Origin of the sequence: Herbaspirillum sp. ST 5-3 (assembly GCF_004804275.1) — a bacterium.
Classification (GTDB): Bacteria; Pseudomonadota; Gammaproteobacteria; order Burkholderiales; family Burkholderiaceae_D; genus Noviherbaspirillum.
This window is the reverse complement of record NZ_STGI01000003.1, coordinates 225,595-244,025: the sequence shown is the minus strand read 5'-3', so window position 1 is coordinate 244,025 and position 18,431 is coordinate 225,595. Positions and strand designations below refer to the sequence as shown.

At 59.0% G+C, this 18,431-nt stretch carries 13 protein-coding genes; 7 read left to right on the top strand and 6 right to left on the bottom strand.

Annotation, left to right across the window (positions count from 1 at the left end; all coding sequences use genetic code 11):
• Positions 1-12: 12 nt before the first annotated feature.
• From E6W33_RS08100 to E6W33_RS08075, 6 genes are read right to left on the bottom strand one after another with little or no spacing between them, the layout of a single operon-like run.
• A complete protein-coding gene (locus E6W33_RS08100; RefSeq protein ID WP_136416247.1) occupies positions 13-918 on the bottom strand; it encodes an NAD(P)-dependent oxidoreductase in 906 nt (301 codons plus the stop codon).
• Complete coding sequence (rfbC, locus tag E6W33_RS08095; protein WP_136416245.1) at positions 915-1,445, bottom strand: dTDP-4-dehydrorhamnose 3,5-epimerase; 531 nt, start codon at positions 1,443-1,445, stop codon at positions 915-917. Before rfbC ends, E6W33_RS08100 begins: the two co-directional genes overlap by 4 nt.
• A complete protein-coding gene (locus E6W33_RS08090; protein WP_136416243.1) occupies positions 1,442-2,674 on the bottom strand; it encodes a class I SAM-dependent methyltransferase in 1,233 nt (410 codons plus the stop codon). The genes rfbC and E6W33_RS08090 overlap by 4 nt, the downstream gene beginning before the upstream one ends.
• The gene (gene rfbG, locus E6W33_RS08085; protein ID WP_136416241.1) at positions 2,671-3,732 is read right to left on the bottom strand and encodes a CDP-glucose 4,6-dehydratase; all 1,062 of its coding nucleotides are present in this window, start codon (positions 3,730-3,732) and stop codon (positions 2,671-2,673) included. The genes E6W33_RS08090 and rfbG overlap by 4 nt, the downstream gene beginning before the upstream one ends.
• A complete protein-coding gene (gene rfbF / locus E6W33_RS08080) occupies positions 3,722-4,498 on the bottom strand; it encodes a glucose-1-phosphate cytidylyltransferase (protein WP_136416238.1) in 777 nt (258 codons plus the stop codon). The genes rfbG and rfbF overlap by 11 nt, the downstream gene beginning before the upstream one ends.
• Positions 4,495-10,767, bottom strand: a complete 6,273-nt coding sequence (locus E6W33_RS08075; RefSeq protein WP_136416236.1) for a tetratricopeptide repeat protein — start codon at positions 10,765-10,767, stop codon at positions 4,495-4,497. Before E6W33_RS08075 ends, rfbF begins: the two co-directional genes overlap by 4 nt.
• Before the next feature lie 696 nt (positions 10,768-11,463).
• On the opposite strand from E6W33_RS08075, the gene E6W33_RS08070 reads away from it, so the two are divergent.
• The 7 genes from E6W33_RS08070 to E6W33_RS08040 all read left to right on the top strand — a co-directional run bounded on the left by E6W33_RS08070 (position 11,464) and on the right by E6W33_RS08040 (position 18,398).
• Positions 11,464-13,014 carry a flagellin gene (locus tag E6W33_RS08070; RefSeq protein WP_136416234.1) on the top strand — a complete coding sequence of 517 codons (1,551 nt, stop codon included), beginning with the start codon at positions 11,464-11,466 and terminating at the stop codon, positions 13,012-13,014.
• 72 nt (positions 13,015-13,086) lie between these two features.
• Positions 13,087-13,461, top strand: a complete 375-nt coding sequence (locus tag E6W33_RS27495) for a flagellar protein FlaG (protein WP_136416232.1) — start codon at positions 13,087-13,089, stop codon at positions 13,459-13,461.
• 100 nt (positions 13,462-13,561) lie between these two features.
• Complete coding sequence (fliD, locus tag E6W33_RS08060) at positions 13,562-16,132, top strand: flagellar filament capping protein FliD (RefSeq protein ID WP_136416230.1); 2,571 nt, start codon at positions 13,562-13,564, stop codon at positions 16,130-16,132.
• 12 nt (positions 16,133-16,144) lie between these two features.
• Positions 16,145-16,627 carry a flagellar export chaperone FliS gene (fliS, locus tag E6W33_RS08055; RefSeq protein ID WP_136416228.1) on the top strand — a complete coding sequence of 161 codons (483 nt, stop codon included), beginning with the start codon at positions 16,145-16,147 and terminating at the stop codon, positions 16,625-16,627.
• A gap of 4 nt (positions 16,628-16,631) precedes the next feature.
• Positions 16,632-16,970, top strand: a complete 339-nt coding sequence (locus tag E6W33_RS08050; protein ID WP_136416225.1) for a flagellar protein FliT — start codon at positions 16,632-16,634, stop codon at positions 16,968-16,970.
• Positions 16,971-17,080: 110 nt separating this feature from the next.
• On the top strand, positions 17,081-18,124 hold the full coding sequence (locus E6W33_RS08045) for a flagellar hook-length control protein FliK (RefSeq protein ID WP_168798566.1): 1,044 nt from the start codon (positions 17,081-17,083) through the stop codon (positions 18,122-18,124).
• Entirely contained in the window at positions 18,111-18,398 is a 288-nt protein-coding gene (locus E6W33_RS08040) for an EscU/YscU/HrcU family type III secretion system export apparatus switch protein (protein ID WP_136416221.1), read from the top strand. Before E6W33_RS08045 ends, E6W33_RS08040 begins: the two co-directional genes overlap by 14 nt.
• Positions 18,399-18,431: the final 33 nt, after the last annotated feature.

The window sequence follows — 18,431 nt, the reverse complement described above, 5'->3', positions numbered from 1 at the left end:
TATGGGAGCGCGTCATTTTTCGCCCTTTCCCTGCCAGTACTTGACGGTCTGCGCCATGCCGGCTTGCAGGTCAAGGCGCGGCTTCCAGTTCAACTCCGTGCTCAATCGGCGAACGTCCGCCACTAGTAGGGGCGGTTCGTTATCAGGAGCGGGAATTGCCCCAAAATTTACCTTATCCCTTGCACCGATACAATCGGCAGCAAAGTTCACGATTTCACGCAAAGTCCGTGCTTGCCCGGATGCGATGTTGATCGCGCCGCGCACGTCGCTGGCCAGCAATGCGGCGAAGGCGTCGGCGACATCGTCCACATGCAGGAAATCGCGAATCTGGCTCCCGTGCGTGCAGCGCGCTGTTTCTCCGCGGAGCAGCGCACCGACGACGGAGGCCACCAGTCGCGATGGATTCTCGCCCGGCCCATACAGAAAAAATATGCGTCCCCAGGCACTGTTCATGCCGGTTTCGCCTGAAAAACTGCTCAAGGCTTCTTGCAAGGCATTCTTGCAAACGCCATACGGTGTTGCCGGCCGCTTCGGCGTGACCGTCTCGGAACAGAAGCCGTAATCCCAATCGTATTCCGCACAGGTGCCCGCCATTACCGCACGTTCGCCGCCCTGCTCTCGAAAAGACCGCAGCAGCGCGATGCTGGCTTCCAGCCAGCGATAGTTTTCGAGTGAGCGCCAGAACTTTCCAGGCTCGGCATACCATGCAAGATGCAGGAGATGCGTCGGGCGAATCGTCTCCATGAGGTGTGCAGACGCAACGGTATCAAGCAGGTCCGTCTGATGCCAGACCACGCCTTGAGTCTGGCGTGGCGCCTTGGTGCTTACCGCGTGAACTTCGTAACCGCTTGCGACAAGGCGCGGCAGCACATGACCGCCGATAAATCCCGTTGCGCCGGTAAGCAGGACGCGCTTCATGCATCAAACCCCGGATAACTGTTGTCACGGCTCGAAATAACCTGGACCTGCGCCGGCCAATCGATTGCGAAAACCGGATCGTTCCATCGCACGCCGGCAGCGCATTCCGCATGAAAGAATGCCGACATCTGGTAGAAAACCTCGGTGTCGTCGACCAGTGTCAGGAATCCATGCGCAAAACCTTTCGGGACATACAGCGCACTGCGGTTTTCCGCATTCAGCTCCACTGCGGTCCACTGCCTGCAAGTCGGGGAATCGGGACGCAGATCGACGATCACATCGTGGATCGCGCCCATCGTGCAGCGAACCAGTTTTGCTTCCTCGTGCGGCGATTTTTGATAATGCATGCCGCGCAAGGTGCCTTTCAACTTGTTGTATGAAATGCTGCACTGGACCAGCGATGTCTCCAGTCCGTGCTCCGCGAATTCGTGCGCGCAAAAGGTGCGCGAAAAGAAACCGCGTTCGTCCGCAAGCGGCTCCGGCTCGATCAGGAAGGCACCCGACAGTCGCAAGGGCGTGAACTTCATTCAATCACCTCGACACGGGGAATCGGCACGACAAACCTGCCTCCCCATGAACGCACATGCGCCATCTGCGCGAGGACTTCCTCTTTCAGGTTCCACGGCAGAATCAGTACATAATCCGGCCTGGTCTCGCTGATCTTGTCCGGTGAATGGATCGGTATATGCGTGCCGGGCAGATAACGGCCCTGCTTGTGCGGACTGCGATCGACGGTATAGTCCAGAAAATCCTGGCGGATGCCGCAATAGTTCAGCAGCGTATTGCCCTTCGCCGGGGCGCCGTAGCCCACAATGCGCTTTCCGGCACGTTTCGCATCGATGCAAAATGCCAGCAGTGCACGCTTGGTCTCGCACACTTGCTCGGAAAAGGCGGCATATGCCGCCATGTCCGTCAGGCCGCATTCCGCTTCGCGACGCCGCAAATCGTCGATAGCCGGCATCACCGCTTTGCTCTCGTCGGCGGTATGACGGCCGTAGATGCGCAAGGAACCTCCATGCGTGCCCAGCTCCTCCACATCGAACAAAGTCAAACCGTGTGCCGCAAAGATCTTTTCGACCGTGGTGAATGAGAGGTACGAGAAATGCTCGTGGTAAATCGTATCGAACTGGTTCTGCTGCATGAGTTGCAGCAGATGGGGAAACTCCATGGTGATGACACCGTCGGACTTCAGTGCCACCTTCATGCCAGCGACGAAGTCATTGATGTCAGGTACATGCGCCAGCACATTGTTACCAAGCAGCAGATCCGCCTGCAGCCCTTCCTGAACCAATCCATGCGCCGACTGCCGGCCAAAAAACTCCACGCGCGACGGAATCCCTTTTTTGCGCGCCACTTCAGCAACATTGGCGGCGGGTTCGATGCCCAGCACCGGGACCCCCTTTTCCTTGAAGTACTGCAGCAGATAACCATCGTTGCTGGCAATTTCAATGACCTGATGCTTCGTATTGAAACCGAAGCGCGCAATCACCGTTTCGGTGTACTTGCGCGCGTGTGCGAGCCAACTGTCGGAATAGGAGGAGAAGTAAGCGTAGTCGCTGAAAATATGCTGCGGGCTTTCAAATTCCGGAAGCTGTACCAGGAAGCAGGAGGCACATACATAGGCATGCAATGGGAAAAACGGTTCCATCTTCTGCAGGCCGTCTTCTGCGACGTAGGAATTCGACAGCGGCGACATTCCGAGGTCGCAAAAGGAATCGCGTAGTCCCGCGCCGCAAAAACGACAAGTGTGCGTCATCCCATGGCCTTTATCAGTGCTTGATAGTCCTCGAGCTGTTGCTCGGTCAATGTGCGCATGTCGGCACCCGCCTGATAAGCCCGGTACCACTGCACGGTCCAGTCCAGGCCGGCGGCAAGAGGTAGCCGCGGACGCCAACCGAGATACGCGCGCACCTTTGAGCAGTCGAGTTTCAGATACTGTGCCTCATGTGGATGCACGCCGGCGTCCTTCTCCCATCCCATGCCCGGCCACAATGCGGCAATTTGTCCGGCGATCCATTCCACCGTTTTCGCATCGTCCTCGGCTGGCCCGAAATTCCACCCTTCCGCATATTGCGTGCCGTCCGTGTACAAACGCTCAGCCAGCGCAAGATAGCCCGACAGCGGCTCCAGTACGTGCTGCCATGGGCGAATGGCGCCCGGGTTGCGGATATAAACGGCACACCCGTCGATTGCAGCGCGCATCATGTCGGGCAGCAGGCGGTCCTGTGCCCAGTCGCCGCCGCCGATGACGTTGCCGGCACGCGCGGAAGCGACTGCAACACCATCATTCATGAAAGATCGGCGATACGCGGCAGTCACGAGTTCGGCGCAAGCCTTGCTGCTCGAGTACGGATCATGCCCGCCCATGGGATCGTTTTCTCGATATCCCCAGGCCCACTCCCTGTTCTCGTAACACTTGTCCGTCGTGACGACCAGCACGGCGCGCACTCCGCCGGCTTGACGCGCCGCCTCAAGCACGTGTACGGTACCCATGACGTTCGTTGCGTAGGTTTCCACCGGCTGTGCATAGGCGGGACGGACCAGGGATTGCGCCGCCATGTGAATCACAATTTCGGGACGCTGGGTTGACATCGCCGATTTCAGTGTTTCCAGGTCGCGAATATCTCCTCGCAAATCGGTAATGCCGTCATACACACTCGCAATTTGGAACAGATTGGGTTGCGTCGGCGGCTCCAGCGAAAACCCCATGACATGCGCCCCGAGGCGATGCAGCCATAATGCAAGCCAGCTCCCCTTGAAGCCGGTATGGCCCGTGAGGAACACGCGCTTGCCGCGCCAGAATTCAAGCATCATCCCAGACCTTCCAGGGCGCGCTGCCGGAGTTCCAGAGTGCGTCAAGCTGGTTCTTTTCCCGCAAGGTATCCATGGGCTGCCAGAAACCGCGGTGCTGGTACGCAGCAAGCTGACTCTCGCTTGCCAGTCGCTCCAGAGGATCGAGTTCCCATGAAGTCTGATCTCCCTCGATGTAGTCGATCACCTTGGGCGACAGCACGAAAAAGCCACCGTTGATCCAGCCGCCGTCGCCTCGCGGTTTTTCCATGAATCCGTTGACGACATGGCCCTCCATCTCAAGCGCGCCATAGCGGCCGAGCGGCTGCACCGCCGTTACCGTCGCCAATCGGCCGTGTTCCTTGTGAAACCTTGTCAGCGCACCGATATCGATGTCGGCAACGCCATCGCCGTACGTCAGGCAAAAGTCGTCGTTATCGAGATATTTCCGGACACGCTTCAGGCGTCCGCCGGTCATGGTGTTGTCGCCGGTATTCACCAGCGTGACGCGCCACGGCTCCGCGCTGTTCTGGTGCACCTTCATCTTGTTCGAAGCCATGTCGAAGGTCACATCCGACATGTACATGAAGTAGTTGGCAAAATATTCCTTGATCATGTATCCCTTGTAACCGAGACAAATGATGAAATCGTTGATGCCGTAGTGGGAATAGATCTTCATGATGTGCCACAGGATCGGCTTGCCGCCCACGTCGATCATCGGCTTCGGCTTGAGCACGGTCTCTTCGCTGATCCGGGTGCCGAGCCCCCCTGCAAGAATAACGGCTTTCATTGGTTTTTCTCGCTCCATGCCCTGAACATCCTTCGATATGCGTCCTCAACGCCACGCGCGAATCCTGCTCCGTCCATCACCGGAGAAGCGCGCATGCGGTCGCGCATTCCCGTGCGCAGCTCCGTCAGTCTTTGCGGCTCGCCGGCAAACGCGCAAGCTTTGTCAATATAATCATTCTCGTCTGTCACCACCCACTCCGGCAAGCCCAGGTTCATCATCAGGCTGGTTCCGATACGCCCGACCGGGGGACGGCTGGGCATTGTCAAGGCGGGAACGCCCATCCAGAGCGCGTCGAACAGCATGGTACCGCCGCTATGCGGGAAGCAATCCAGCAAAATGTCGAATTCGTTCAGCCCCTCAAAGATGTTCGCGCTCTTGCGCATGATAACTCGGGAGGTATCAACGCCAAACCCGGACATGAACGTTCTGTAGTATTCCTGCGTCGCAGGATCAGCAAACGGAGCGAAATCGAGTATCAGTCGGGCCGACGGCAAGCGCTGCAGAATCTCGCCCCATACACGGAAGGTGCGATGATTCAGCCGTTCGCTGCGTCCGGAGTAGCCAAAACTCACAAAGCCGTTGCGGATGCATGGGGGTGCAACAATTTCTGCGGTTATTTCCGGTGGATTGAAGGCGACGAAAAAATGCGGAAGGCGAACGATGGTCTCGCTCGTCAGCGTACCTTCCGGTGCCATGTAAGGATCCGACAGAACATAATCGACGGTTTTCAATCCAGTCGTCCACGCGGCGCCGAGCCATGTCGCCTGGATCGGCGCCGGCTTGCGTGCAAAAATGCCAAGCCGGTCGTCCATCATGTGATTGCAGCAATCGACCAGGATGTCGATATGATCGTCGCGTACCATTTTCGCGGCCTGGTCGTCACTCACGCCTCGAATATCGCGCCAATGGTCGAACAGCTCCTTGAATTGCCCGGTAAATTCATCCTCCCGCTCGACGTTGGAATACGCGTACAGCTCGAATGCGGTGCGGTCATGATTGGAAAAGAAAGGCCAGAAGAAAAAGCGCGAGGTATGGCGACGGAAATCAGGGGAAACGTAACCGATACGCAAACGTCGCGCGGGGTTTCGATCATGGGTTGAGAAGTCGACAACCGGCGGGGCAAAACGGCTTCCCCAGTGCGCGAATTCACTGAAAATCTGTTCGGCGGACAAATCCGGATGATAAGAAAATGCGTAAAGCCGCTGCTCCCATGCCTCTGGATCATCGGGCTTGAGTTGTTGTGCAATGTCACTTTCAGCAACCACTTCGCGATAATCGGACAAATATGCCATCCTCAAGGACAGCGCCCGATGCGCTTGCGCATACTTCGGATCAAGCTCCACGGCATGTCGGTAACACTGCGCCGACTCGACGATCCGATACTGTGCATTGAGCACATTGCCGAGATTGAAGTACGCAACGGCATAGTCGGGCCGAAGTTCCAGCGCCTGGCGCAGGTAAGCCTCGGCATCCGCAAGCCGTCCCATCGCATGCAACACCGCGCCGAGGTTGCAATGCGCATCGGCATAGCGAGGTTTCAGCCGGATGGCGGAGCGATAGCTCGCCTCTGCATCTTTCAGTCGGCTCATGCCTTTCAGCGCATTACCAAGATTGTTATGCGTTTCGGCATCGCCAGCATTGATTTTCAGCGCGCGACGCAAGGTCTCTTCTGCTTCTGCCGAACGGCCGCAGGCCTGCAATGCAACACCCAGATTGCTGTGAACCTCGATATCCCGAGGCAGCAACTGCGCCGCCCTCTGCATGGGTGCCACGGCATCCTCGATCCTGCCGAGCATCTGAAGCACTGCGCCAAACGCTTTCCATCCGAAACCAAACTGCGGAAATCGCTTGGTGAGGGAACGTGCCAGCGCCTCGGCGTCGGCCAACCTGCCTTGATTGAACAGTCCGACGAGGGCATTGATCTCGCCTGGCCCCGGCTCCTTGCCACCGGTCTTGCGCGGTGGTGCTGAAGCAAACCTCCCCGCCGTGGCGGGCTCTGCTCCCTTGCCTGCGAATTTCTCGAACATGTCGCGAAACGCTGTCTCGACCTTGCGTGCAAAACCAGCCTCGTCCATCAGCGCACTCGCCTGTAACTGCCCGCGCAAACCTGCCCGCAATGCCGCAAGTGTCGGCAGGTCCGATGCCAGCGCCACCGCCTTGTCCACGTATTCTTCTTCCGATCCGGCAATCCATTCCGGATGCCCCGCGCCTTCCAGGATCGTGCTGCCCAGGCGCCCCACGCTCGGCCTCCCCGCCAGCGTCACATACGGAATCCCCATGTACAGCGTTTCGATCAGCGTCGTACCGGAATTGTGCGGAAAGCAGTCCAGCCCGATGTCCACTGCGCGCAGCACATCCCATGGCGGCGTGTGATAGCCGATCGACAGACGCTCGCGGTCAATGCCATGCACCCCGAATTTCACCGCCAGCGCTTCCTGCATCGCAGGATCGATGAAGTTGCCGCTGTCAATCACCAACCTTGATCCTGGTACGCGCTTCAATATCTCTGACCACACACGGATCGTGCGATGGTTGATGCGCACCGCGCGCGTGAGCGTGCCGAAGGTGACATGGCCGCGTTGCAGCGCGGGCAGCGGCCCGGCTTCGCCCATGCCTTCCGCCGGCCGGTACGCATAGCCAGGCACCGGCACCCACCACGGCTGCTCCGAGAACAGGTGCTCGCTTCCCGGCGGCGCACTCACGTTGTCGGTCAGCAGGTAATCGATCGCACTCAAGCCGGTGGTGTAGCCATACCCAAGCCACGACAGCGACACCGGCGCCGGCTTGCGGGCAAACACGCCCAGCCGGTTTCGTGCAGTGTGGCCCGCCAGGTCCACCAGGATATCGATGCCGTCGGCGCGAATGCGCTCCGCCAGTGCCGCATCGCCCATCCCGCCGGTCGGGATGAAGTGGTCGACATAGCCACGGTAGCGTGCCGTCACTTCGTCCTCCACCGACAGCTCCGCGTACGCATACAATTCGAATGCGGTCTTGTCGTGATGCGCCAGCAAGGGCTCGAGGAAGTGGCGCACCGCATGGCGCCGGAAATCCGGCGAGACGTAGCCCACCTTCAGGCGACGCTGCGTGTCGCGGCTGTTGCCGTGGGCCTGCCACTCGCCCTGCAGCGGCTTGCCGAAGCGCGCGTCGTATTCCCGATAGGCGTCGAAAATCGTTTCCGCGCTCTTGTCCGGCGCATAGTTCAGCACGAACAGCAGGTTGCTGAACGCGTCTTCGTAGTCCGGCTTGAGTTCCAGCGCGCGGCGCAGGCTTGCTTCGGCCTCGGCATGCCGCCCCTGGTCCTGCAGCGTCACGCCAAGGTTGCAATGCGCTTTCACATAGTCCGGCTTGAGCTCCAGCGCCTGCCGGAAACACTGCTCGGCCTGGAGCAGTTGCTCACGGTCCTTGAAGCTGTTACCGAGGTTGTAATACGCCGCCGGGTAGTCCGGCTTGAGTTCGATCGCGCGGCGCAGGCAGGCTTCCGCCTCCTCGTGCCTGCCCTGCTCTTGCAGAATGACGCCAAGATTGCAATGCGCGTCGGCATGACCGGGATGAAGCCGCAGCGCCGCCCGATAGCTGGCTTCTGCTTCGACAATGTGCCCGAGGGCTTGCAGGGTCACACCGAGATTGCTTTGCGCCTCGACATCCTCCGGCAACAGTAGCGCAGCTCTTTGCATGGGTGGCAATGCTTCTTCAATGCGTCCCTGCAATTGCAGCAAAGCGCCGAGTGCTTTCCATCCGAATCCCAAATCCGGAAAGCGCTCTGTCAATGAACGTGCTTGTGTCTCAGCCTCACTGAGTCTTCCCTGGTTGAACATTCCGATGAGCGCATTGATTTCATGAGGATCGCACTCTGCTATCGGTGCTGCGGCATCCTTGCCTGCGAATTTCTCGAACATGGCGCGATACGCTGTCTCGACCTTGCGTGCAAAACCAGCCTCGTCCATCAGCGCACTCGCCTGCAACTGTCCGCGCAAACCTGCCCGCAATGCCGCAAGTGTCGGCAGGTCCGATGCCAGCGCCACCGCCTTGTCCACGTATTCTTCTTCCGATCCGGCAATCCATTCCGGATGCCCCGCGCCTTCCAGGATCGTGCTGCCCAGGCGCCCCACGCTCGGCCTCCCCGCCAGCGTCACATACGGAATCCCCATGTACAGCGTTTCGATCAGCGTCGTACCGGAATTGTGCGGAAAGCAGTCCAGCCCGATGTCCACTGCGCGCAGCACATCCCATGGCGGCGTGTGATAGCCGATCGACAGACGCTCGCGGTCAATGCCATGCACCCCGAATTTCACCGCCAGCGCTTCCTGCATCGCAGGATCGATGAAGTTGCCGCTGTCAATCACCAACCTTGATCCTGGTACACGCTTCAATATCTCTGACCACACACGGATCGTGCGATGGTTGATGCGCACCGCGCGCGTGAGCGTGCCGAAGGTGACATGGCCGCGTTGCAGCGCGGGCAGCGGCCCGGCTTCGCCCATGCCTTCCGCCGGCCGGTACGCATAGCCAGGCACCGGCACCCACCACGGCTGCTCCGAGAACAGGTGCTCGCTTCCCGGCGGCGCACTCACGTTGTCGGTCAGCAGGTAATCGATCGCACTCAAGCCGGTGGTGTAGCCATACCCAAGCCACGACAGCGACACCGGCGCCGGCTTGCGGGCAAACACGCCCAGCCGGTTTCGTGCAGTGTGGCCCGCCAGGTCCACCAGGATATCGATGCCGTCGGCGCGAATGCGCTCCGCCAGTGCCGCATCGCCCATCCCGCCGGTCGGGATGAAGTGGTCGACATAGCCACGGTAGCGTGCCGTCACTTCGTCCTCCACCGACAGCTCCGCGTACGCATACAATTCGAATGCGGTCTTGTCGTGATGCGCCAGCAAGGGCTCGAGGAAGTGGCGCACCGCATGGCGCCGGAAATCCGGCGAGACGTAGCCCACCTTCAGGCGACGCTGCGTGTCGCGGCTGTTGCCGTGGGCCTGCCACTCGCCCTGCAGCGGCTTGCCGAAGCGCGCGTCGTATTCCCGATAGGCGTCGAAAATCGTTTCCGCGCTCTTGTCCGGCGCATAGTTCAGCACGAACAGCAGGTTGCTGAACGCGTCTTCGTAGTCCGGCTTGAGTTCCAGCGCGCGGCGCAGGCTTGCTTCGGCCTCGGCATGCCGCCCCTGGTCCTGCAGCGTCACGCCAAGATTGCAATGCGCTTCCGCATAATCCGCCTTGAGCTCCAGCGCCTGCCGGAAACTTTGCTCTGCCTCGGACAAGAGCCCCCGATCCTTAAGCACATTGCCAAGATTGTTATGCGCTTCCGCGTAATCGGGCTTGTGTTCCAGCGCGCGACGCAGGCAGACTTCCGCTTCCGACAAGCGCCCCTGATCCTGCAGCATCGCACCCAGATTGCAATACGCATCCGCATAATTCGGCTTGATCTGCACTGCCTTGCGAAAGCACGCTTCCGCTTCGGGCAAGCGCCCCAGTCCCTTCAGGCTATTGCCAAGGTTGTTGTGCGCCTCCGCGTCGATTGGCTTGATCTTGATTGCGCGGCGCAAGCTTGCCTCCGCCTCTGAGAAACGGCCTTCGGCGTGCAGCACCGCCCCCAGGTTGCTGAGTACCTCCACGTCGCCAGGCAGCAGCTGCGCCGCGGTTTGCATGGGCGCGATGGCTTCCTTCGTCCTGCCCTGCAGTTGCAGCACCGCTCCCAAAGCCTTCCAGCCAAATCCGGAACGGGGAAAGCGCAAGGTAAATGACTTCGCGAGCGTTTCCGCCTCGCCGAATCGGCCGCGATTGAACAATGACATCAAGGCGTTGATTTCCTGCGGTCCGGGATCCTTTCTTCCTGCCTGCCGGGCCTGCTCTTGCCTGACAGCCGGAACGGCCTGCTGTTCCTGGGCCATCGCAAGTCGCTCAGCCAAGCGCAAAACGCCTTCTCCGGCCAATCCCCGCTGCATACCAAGTTCCAGCACCTGGCGCGCCAAATCCTGCTGTCCGGTACGGATCAGGGCATCGATGTAACTGGTCCAGAACAAGCTTTCTTCCGGGCGCGCGTCGAGCGCCGCCTTGAAATACAGCACACCTGCATCCGCTTGCTGGCGCTGGATCGCGAGGATCCCCAGATTGTGATTAGCATCAGGATGGCCCGGGTTCGCAGCCAGGAGGCGTCGATAGAGGACTTCCGCCTCATCGAGCTGACCAGCCTGATGGAAATTCGCCGCCTGTTGTAAAACTTGGTCCGGATTATCGAGGGTGGGTTGCTGCGGCGTCTGGGAAACGGTCATTATGTCAGGAGATGAATCAATAGGGCCGGCTCAGGGTGCGACAGGAGATCGATTGCCGCAGCTGTCAGCACGAATATTATCCCTGCCAACTGTACGGCAAAAGAATGGGAAGCTCAACCGGATAGACGCCGACATCGCGACAACAAGGCAACATCGCAGAATCTGGCTCCAGCTTGCCAAAACGTCCACTACCCATTTCTTATCTAAAAATACAAGGTCAGCCAGAAACCCCTGCTTCCCCCCTGATCAAATTTGCGCATGAATGAATGAGCGCAATCAACCTGACCGTCTTGCAAGCCGAGAAACACCGTGTCCGGCTGATTACGACCATGTTTTAGGAAACTTGAGAAGGAAATTTTCTCTATGCCCCTGACCAGTGACGAACCGGCGAATGCGTCCTCATAGGGAAAACAAGCTTTTCGTTCTGCATTCAATTCGCCGCAGAACAAATGAAATAGCTCCCAAATTTTTTTGCGTATTCGACAGCATTAAAGGTTTTTCCGCGGCCACCGAAAAAGGAAGTGTCCGGCCTGAGATTGGACGGGACTGAAAAAATATCCGAAATTTAGCCCTAAACTTTTTTCAGCTCCGTCCGATAAACCTAGCAACAACGGTTGCAAGCCTGCTGAATCCAAGGCGAACCAACAGAATTAGTGCTTGAGCCGGAAACAATCGGACCTTTACAGGAGAAACAAAATGGCCGCATTTATCAACACAAACATCGCCTCGTTGAACGCACAGCGCAACCTGACGACGTCGCAGTCCTCCCTGACGACTTCCCTGCAACGCTTGTCCTCCGGCCTGCGCATCAACAGCGCCAAAGACGACGCAGCGGGCCTAGGCATCAGCGAGCGTATGACTTCACAGATCCGCGGCCTGAATCAGGCAACGCGCAACGCCAATGACGGTATCTCCCTCGCTCAAACCGGCGAAGGCGCGCTGGCAGAAATCAGCAACAACCTTCAACGTATCCGCGAACTGGCCGTGCAATCGGCAAACTCCACCAACAGCTCGAGCGACCGCGCAGCGCTGGACCTGGAAGTTCAACAACGTATCTCTGAAATCGACCGCGTCGCTTCCCAGACATCCTTCAACAATCAGAAGATTCTGGACGGCACGTTCGGCACTGCAGCATTCCAGGTCGGCGCGAACGTCGGCGAAACCATCAGCGTCGGCCTCTCGACCAGCATGCGTGCAACCTCGATCGGCAAGACCGCTGACTATGTCAACGGTTCAACGCAATACAGCACCAGTCTGGCAGTCGGCCAGCAAGGCACCGGCGTCAGCAGCGGCAACGCACTGGCAACCGGCGACCTTACTATTGCTCTTGGCAGCGGTACCGCGGTCAGCGTCCCTGGATCGGCCTCCTATACCGGCAGCGGTCAGGGTCAAGGCGCAACCAGCGCATACGCCAAGGTTGCCGCGATCAACGCAGCCGGTATCGGCGGCCTGACAGCAACGGCCGACACGACCGTTGACCTCGACTTCGTAGCCGTGACGGATACCGCTTCGGACTACACACTGACCGTCAACGGCCAGTCGATCTTCACCGCGTACGGCTCGGCATTGACCGGCGACCAGGTTGCTACTGCGATCAACGGCGCTGCAGCATCGTCCGGCGTAACAGCGACCTTCGACAGCGCGAACAACCGCATGACACTGACCGCTTCGGATGGCCGCGACATTACCGTGAGCCAAACGACCGGCGCCGCCAACGCAGGCCTCGGCCAAGGTCTCACCACGACCAGCGCAGGCCGCAACAACTCGGCTAATGATGCATTGACAGCAGCGACAACCACGAGCGCCGCAGCAGTCTCCAACACCTTCGTCGGCACGATTCGCCTGACCGCAGCAAGCACAATCACGCTCGGCGGCGCAAACGAAACCTATATCGGTTATGCTGACAGCAGCCAGATGGCCCTCGGTTCGTCCGCCCTGAACTCGGCTTCGGTGACCACGGTCGCTAACGCGAACACGGCCATCAGCAAGATCGATGCGGCAATCTCGTCGGTCAACACTTTGCGAAGCACCTTCGGTGCGGTGCAAAACCGCTTCGAATCGGCGATCTCCAACCTGCAAGCAACGTCGGAGAACCTCAGTGCCGCACGTAGCCGGATCATGGATGCTGACTTCGCTCAGGAAACCGCCTCCCTTACCCGAGGCCAGATCCTGCAGCAAGCTGGTACCGCGATGCTGGCCCAGGCAAACTCGCTGCCTAACGGCGTGCTGGCCCTGTTGCGCGGCTAATCGAAAGCGACTAGCGTGTTTAACCCGGCCGGTTCCGACCCGCCGGGTTTTGCTCCTTAAAAGGAGATCGTCATGGACATAAGACCTATCGGCAATCACCCGCACATCGGGATGGCACATCTGGAGAAAGTCGAGCCTGGTGCCAGCATGCCCGCTGCGACGGCCAAACCAGTTTCGTTGCCGGACTCCCCGACCGCGGTGCAGCACCCCGGATCCGTGCCCACCATGGAGCAGGTCAAGCAAGCGGTCCACGAAATCAACAAAGCGATGAAATCGCTATCGCAAGACCTTGAATTCTCGGTGGATGAAGATAGCAATCGCACCATCGTGAAGGTTGTAGACCAACAGACCAAGGAAATCATCCGCCAAGTGCCCACCAAGGAAGCACTCGAAATCGCCAAGGCGCTCGACAAGGTGCAAGGATTGCTAATCAGGCAAAAGGCCTGAAGTTTGACGCACTGCGAAATAAGCACGTAAACCGCCCTCTAAAGTCCGGTTTAACAGAGCCGATATTAAAGTACAGTGTGGTTTTTCGTAGGAGAAGCACGTGGCGCTTTCCTCTCCCGGCATCGGTTCCAATCTGGATATCAACGGCATCGTCAGCCAGCTCATGGCAGTCGAATCCCAGCCGCTGACTGCGCTGGCCAGGAAAGAAGCCAGCTACCAGGCGAAGCTGTCGGCATTCGGCAGTCTTAATAGCGCGCTTTCGACCTTCCAGAATGCCGTTTCCGCGTTGAGCAACCCAAGCAAGTTCCAGTCGACGACACTATCGTCAAGCGACCAGGCAGTCCTTAGAGGCACATCCACCAGCGATGCCGCCGCCGGAAGCTATAACGTCACCGTAACTCAGCTGGCACAGTCCCAGACAGTCATGTCAGCCGGACAAGCTAGCACCACGGCCACCATCGGTGCGGGCGCGTCGACCACTCTCACCTTCGAGTTCGGAACCATCGGAGGCGGAACCTTCGTCAGCACGGGGTCAAAACTACCGGCCAGTATTGCCTCCGGCGGCATCGCTGCGAACTCGCTGACCATCAACGGGACGACGATCGTTACCAGCGCATCGACCAACAGCGCCAAGAATCTCGCCACCCAGATTAACCTTCTCACCTCGGATACCGGGGTGACCGCGACAGCGCAGGCGACGGACACCGGCGCACTTGGTAACTTTACGACGACCACAAGTGCCGCGACATATACCCTCGATGTCGGCGGCGTCAATATCATTTCCAATGCTGCCATCGGTACCACGGCAACCGATATCGACGCGAGGCTGATCGACCCGACCGTCGCGGCCAACCTGACTGCTGCGGGTATCGCCTTTTCCGGCACCGCCGCAGCGGGAACGCTGAAGTTTACGAAGGCGGACGGTACGAACATCGCGATCCAGGAATCCGGAGCGGGCGCCGCAGGCGGATTCACCACGACCATCGGTGCAGGAACGACCAAGACGTTCACCGCTGCAGTATCGTTAAGCTCCTCGGCGGCAATTACGGTCGGAGGAACAAACCCCACCGCAGCCGGTTTTACTACAGGCATCCAGCCGAACACTTATACAGGCGCCAGTTTTACGCAGGATTCGGATCAGACCACTGGCACTGTCACGATCGACAATACCAACAATACCTTGCAGGGAATCCGGGATGCAATCAACAAGGCCAACCTCGGTATTACTGCTACCATCGTTTCCGACGGGAGCTCTACGCCGTATCGGCTGGTCATTGCATCGAACAAGACCGGCGCAACATCGAGTCTGAAGATTGGCGTATCCGGCGACGCAGCATTGGATAATCTGCTCGGCTACGACCCCGCCGGCGCCCAGAACATGACGCAGACTGCCACCGCACAAAGTGCAGCGCTTTCGGTCAACGGTGTAGCGGTAACGAGTAAAACCAATTCAGTGAATGAAGCAATTCAAGGCGTCACACTGAACCTGAGCAAGACCGGCAGCTCAACCATCACGGTGGCACGCGATACCAGCTCAGTCAGTGCGGGCGTTAATTCCTTCGTCAAGGCGTACAACGATCTCAACAAGACACTGAAAGACCTGACTGCCTATAACGCCGAAACCAAGGAAGGCGGACCTCTTCTGGGCGATGCCACGGTCCGCACGATCCAGAACGGCATCCGCCAGACCCTGAACACTGCAATTGCGCAGTTGAGCGGCACAGTAACGAAATTATCGGACATCGGCGTGACCGTTCAGAAAGACGGTTCCCTTGCACTCGATTCTGCCAAGCTGCAAACCGCGATTACAAACAACTTCAGCGGCATCGGCGCCCTGTTTGCGACGATGGGCTCCACGACAGACAGTCTTGTCAGCTTTTCCAGTTCCACACTGGCGAGCAAACCCGGCAAATACGACGTCAGCGTGACGACCCTGGCAACACAAGGCAAGATCGCCGGATCAGCAGCGGCCGGCCTGACCATTACTGCCGGTGTAAACGACCAACTGACGTTGACCGTCAATGGCACAAGCGCCACCGTGACTTTGGTTGCCGGCACCTATTCGGTCGATTCGCTGGTCAGCCACGTGCAATCTGTAGTCAATAGTGCGTCGGCATTTTCCTCGGCTGGCGTTGCAGTCAAGGTCAGCGCCGATGGAAGTGGCATTATGACGATCGAGTCCAACAAGTATGGCTCAACATCGACTGTTAGCGTGGGAGGAACAGGCGCATCCAATCTGCTTGGTGCAGCCCCCCTCAGCACCGCCGGGGTGGACGTGGCTGGAACGATAGGCGGCTATACGGCAACTGGCTCCGGCCAGACCCTGACAGGCGCAGCCGGATCGGTTGTGGAAGGCCTGAAACTGCAGATCAACGGCGGCTCCACGGGGGCGCGCGGAACAGTCAGCTTCACGCAAGGTTATGCTTTTCAGCTGAACAAGGTGGTAGAAGGCTATCTCGGCAGTTCAGGCCTAGTGTCGGGACGCACTGATGGCATCAACTCCAGCATCAAGGACATCGGCCGTCAACGCGACGCTTTAAATGCCAGATTGCAAAGTACTGAAAAACGGCTGCGCGCGCAATTTACAGCGCTAGACACCCTCATTGCAAATATGAATAAAACCAGTAGTTACTTGCAGCAACAGCTAAGCAACCTGCCCAAGATTGAGTAAAGGGACATTTGAATGTTTGGATCAACAAATAGCGGCGCAAAGGCATACGCGAAAGTCGGCGTCGAGACTGGCGTTGCTGCGGCCAGTCCGCACAAACTGGTTGTCATGCTTTTCGAGGGCGCAATGGTTGCTGTTGCCTCCGGCATCCAGCATATGCAGTCAGGCGACACTGCCGCCAAGGGCGCAGCCATTTCGAAGGCGATCTCAATCATCGACAGCGGCTTGCGCGCCAGTCTCGACAAGCAGGTCGGCGGTGAAATCGCCCTGAATCTTGATGCCCTGTATGAATACATGAGTACGAGGCTGGTTATTGCAAATTTGAAGAACCAGCCGAAGATCCTGGAAGAAGTGTATCAACTGCTCAAGGGTTTAAAAGACGCATGGGAGGCAATTACGCCTGTGCCAACGGCGGGCGGCCCCGATCAGCAATCAGCCCCAGCGCCGCAACCGTACGACCCTCTCGCTCCGCAGCAATCCCGCCTAGTGAAAGCCTGATCAAATGGACAACCAAGAAATTCTTGCACTCTACGAGACCGTTGCCGACATCACCGATCAGATGCTGGCGGCCGCACGTACGGGCGATTGGGAACAGCTGGCCGCGTTAGAGTCTCGCTGCTCCAGCCAGGTGGAAATCATCAAGCAGAATGATCAGCCGCGCCAGCCCCTCACACCCATGGCGCGTGAGAAAAAGACACGAATCATCAAGAAGATCCTTGAAGACGACCGCCAGATTCGCGACATCACCGAACCGTGGATGGCGCGGCTGTCGGCCATGATCAACAGCGCAGGCACCGAGCGCAAACTCTCGAAGGCCTACGGCGCGAACCAGGCCGGGTAGCGGCCATGCTTCCGCGGGCCGACCTCAACACTACCCGGCCCCCGGCCTCGCTTGAGGCCCCTACGCCTGTCGTCTCCGCGACCGATTCGCGTCAGGAGATATTTCGCAGGTTGACGCAAATCGCGATCGGCAAGGAACTGCACGCAACCGTGGATGCGATGCTGGACGACGGCACCTATCTGGTCAAGGTTGCCGATACGACCGCGCGCATGGCGCTTCCGGTCGGCACCCGCGTCGGCGACCAGCTTTCCATGGTATTCGTGGCGCGAGAACCACGCCCCACCTTTCTGCTGATGCAGCAAGGCAGCACGACGGCATCCCTCAGCACAACCGCGCGCTTGATCGATCATCTTCTGCAATCCGCCGAGCAGGATGGTGCGCCGGACGTAATTCCCGGACGCACGCCGCTGGTGAGCGCTCCGGCGGTGGCAGCGACCGACCCGAAGACGGTCGCTGCCAGCCTTTTCCGTGCACTCGCCTCCAGCGGCGTGTTCTACGAGTCGCATCTGCATGATTGGATCAGCGGCAGCCGTTCGCTGGCCGATCTCGCGCAAGAACCGCAGGTGCAACTCCCCCGACAAGCATCGTCGAATCCCGCTCATCGCACGTCTGAGCAAAACCCCGCCAATATTGACCTGACCAGGCTGGCGGCGGGCATGCGCGAGCTGGGCAGCGGCGCGCAGGCATTGCTCGACCTGATGCGCGAAGCGCAATCCCAGCCGGGAAATCCGGCCACCACCGATGTCGACGTCATCTCGCGTGCGCCTGAGGAGTTGCCGACGATCGATCAGGAATCGGGCCGCCTCATCAATCTTCAGCTCAATGCGCTGGAACATCACCAGGTACGCTGGCAGGGTGAGCTGTGGCCTGGCCAGCCGATGGAATGGGAGGTCAGCGAGGACAAGCAGAAAGAGGGATCTGCGACGCCGGAACAATCGTCCTGGACCAGCACGGTACGCTTCGAACTGCCGCATCTGGGCGAAATATCGGCAACGGTGAGGCTGACCGATTCGCGCGTGCATGTCCAGATCAATGCCGCAAGCGAGGATGCGGCTGAATCACTGCGCCAGCATAGCGGCAGTCTTGCCGACGCTCTGGAAGCGGCGGGCGCGCCGCTCGACATGTTTTTGGTGAAGCGCAATGAATCGCCCTAACCCCGCCCAGAACGCCGTTGCGCTGGCCTATCAGACCGGAGATCTGGCACCGAAGGTGGTCGCCAAGGGCCGCGGGCTGATCGCGGAAGAGATCATTACCCGCGCACGCGAGCACGGTGTCTTCGTGCATGAGTCGAAGGAGCTGGTCGCGCTGCTCATGCAGGTTGACCTGGATCGCCATATTCCGCCCGCCTTGTATCGAGTAGTAGCGGAATTGCTCGCGTGGCTATACCATATCGACGCCACCAGGCACAATGGAGACAAGGGAAGGTAAGCCCTGCCTTGACAAATAGAAAACTGCGCACCA

What these genes read in the sequence shown, in the direction of transcription:
- E6W33_RS08100 (WP_136416247.1), bottom strand. Translation starts at nt 918, where the DNA reads ATGAAGCGCGTCCTGCTTACCGGCGCAACGGGATTTATCGGCGGTCAT.
- rfbC (WP_136416245.1), bottom strand. Translation starts at nt 1,445, where the DNA reads ATGAAGTTCACGCCCTTGCGACTGTCGGGTGCCTTCCTGATCGAGCCG.
- E6W33_RS08090 (WP_136416243.1), bottom strand. Translation starts at nt 2,674, where the DNA reads ATGACGCACACTTGTCGTTTTTGCGGCGCGGGACTACGCGATTCCTTT.
- rfbG (WP_136416241.1), bottom strand. Translation starts at nt 3,732, where the DNA reads ATGATGCTTGAATTCTGGCGCGGCAAGCGCGTGTTCCTCACGGGCCAT.
- rfbF (WP_136416238.1), bottom strand. Translation starts at nt 4,498, where the DNA reads ATGAAAGCCGTTATTCTTGCAGGGGGGCTCGGCACCCGGATCAGCGAA.
- E6W33_RS08075 (WP_136416236.1), bottom strand. Translation starts at nt 10,767, where the DNA reads ATGACCGTTTCCCAGACGCCGCAGCAACCCACCCTCGATAATCCGGAC.
- E6W33_RS08070 (WP_136416234.1), top strand. Translation starts at nt 11,464, where the DNA reads ATGGCCGCATTTATCAACACAAACATCGCCTCGTTGAACGCACAGCGC.
- E6W33_RS27495 (WP_136416232.1), top strand. Translation starts at nt 13,087, where the DNA reads ATGGACATAAGACCTATCGGCAATCACCCGCACATCGGGATGGCACAT.
- fliS (WP_136416228.1), top strand. Translation starts at nt 16,145, where the DNA reads ATGTTTGGATCAACAAATAGCGGCGCAAAGGCATACGCGAAAGTCGGC.
- E6W33_RS08050 (WP_136416225.1), top strand. Translation starts at nt 16,632, where the DNA reads ATGGACAACCAAGAAATTCTTGCACTCTACGAGACCGTTGCCGACATC.
- E6W33_RS08040 (WP_136416221.1), top strand. Translation starts at nt 18,111, where the DNA reads ATGAATCGCCCTAACCCCGCCCAGAACGCCGTTGCGCTGGCCTATCAG.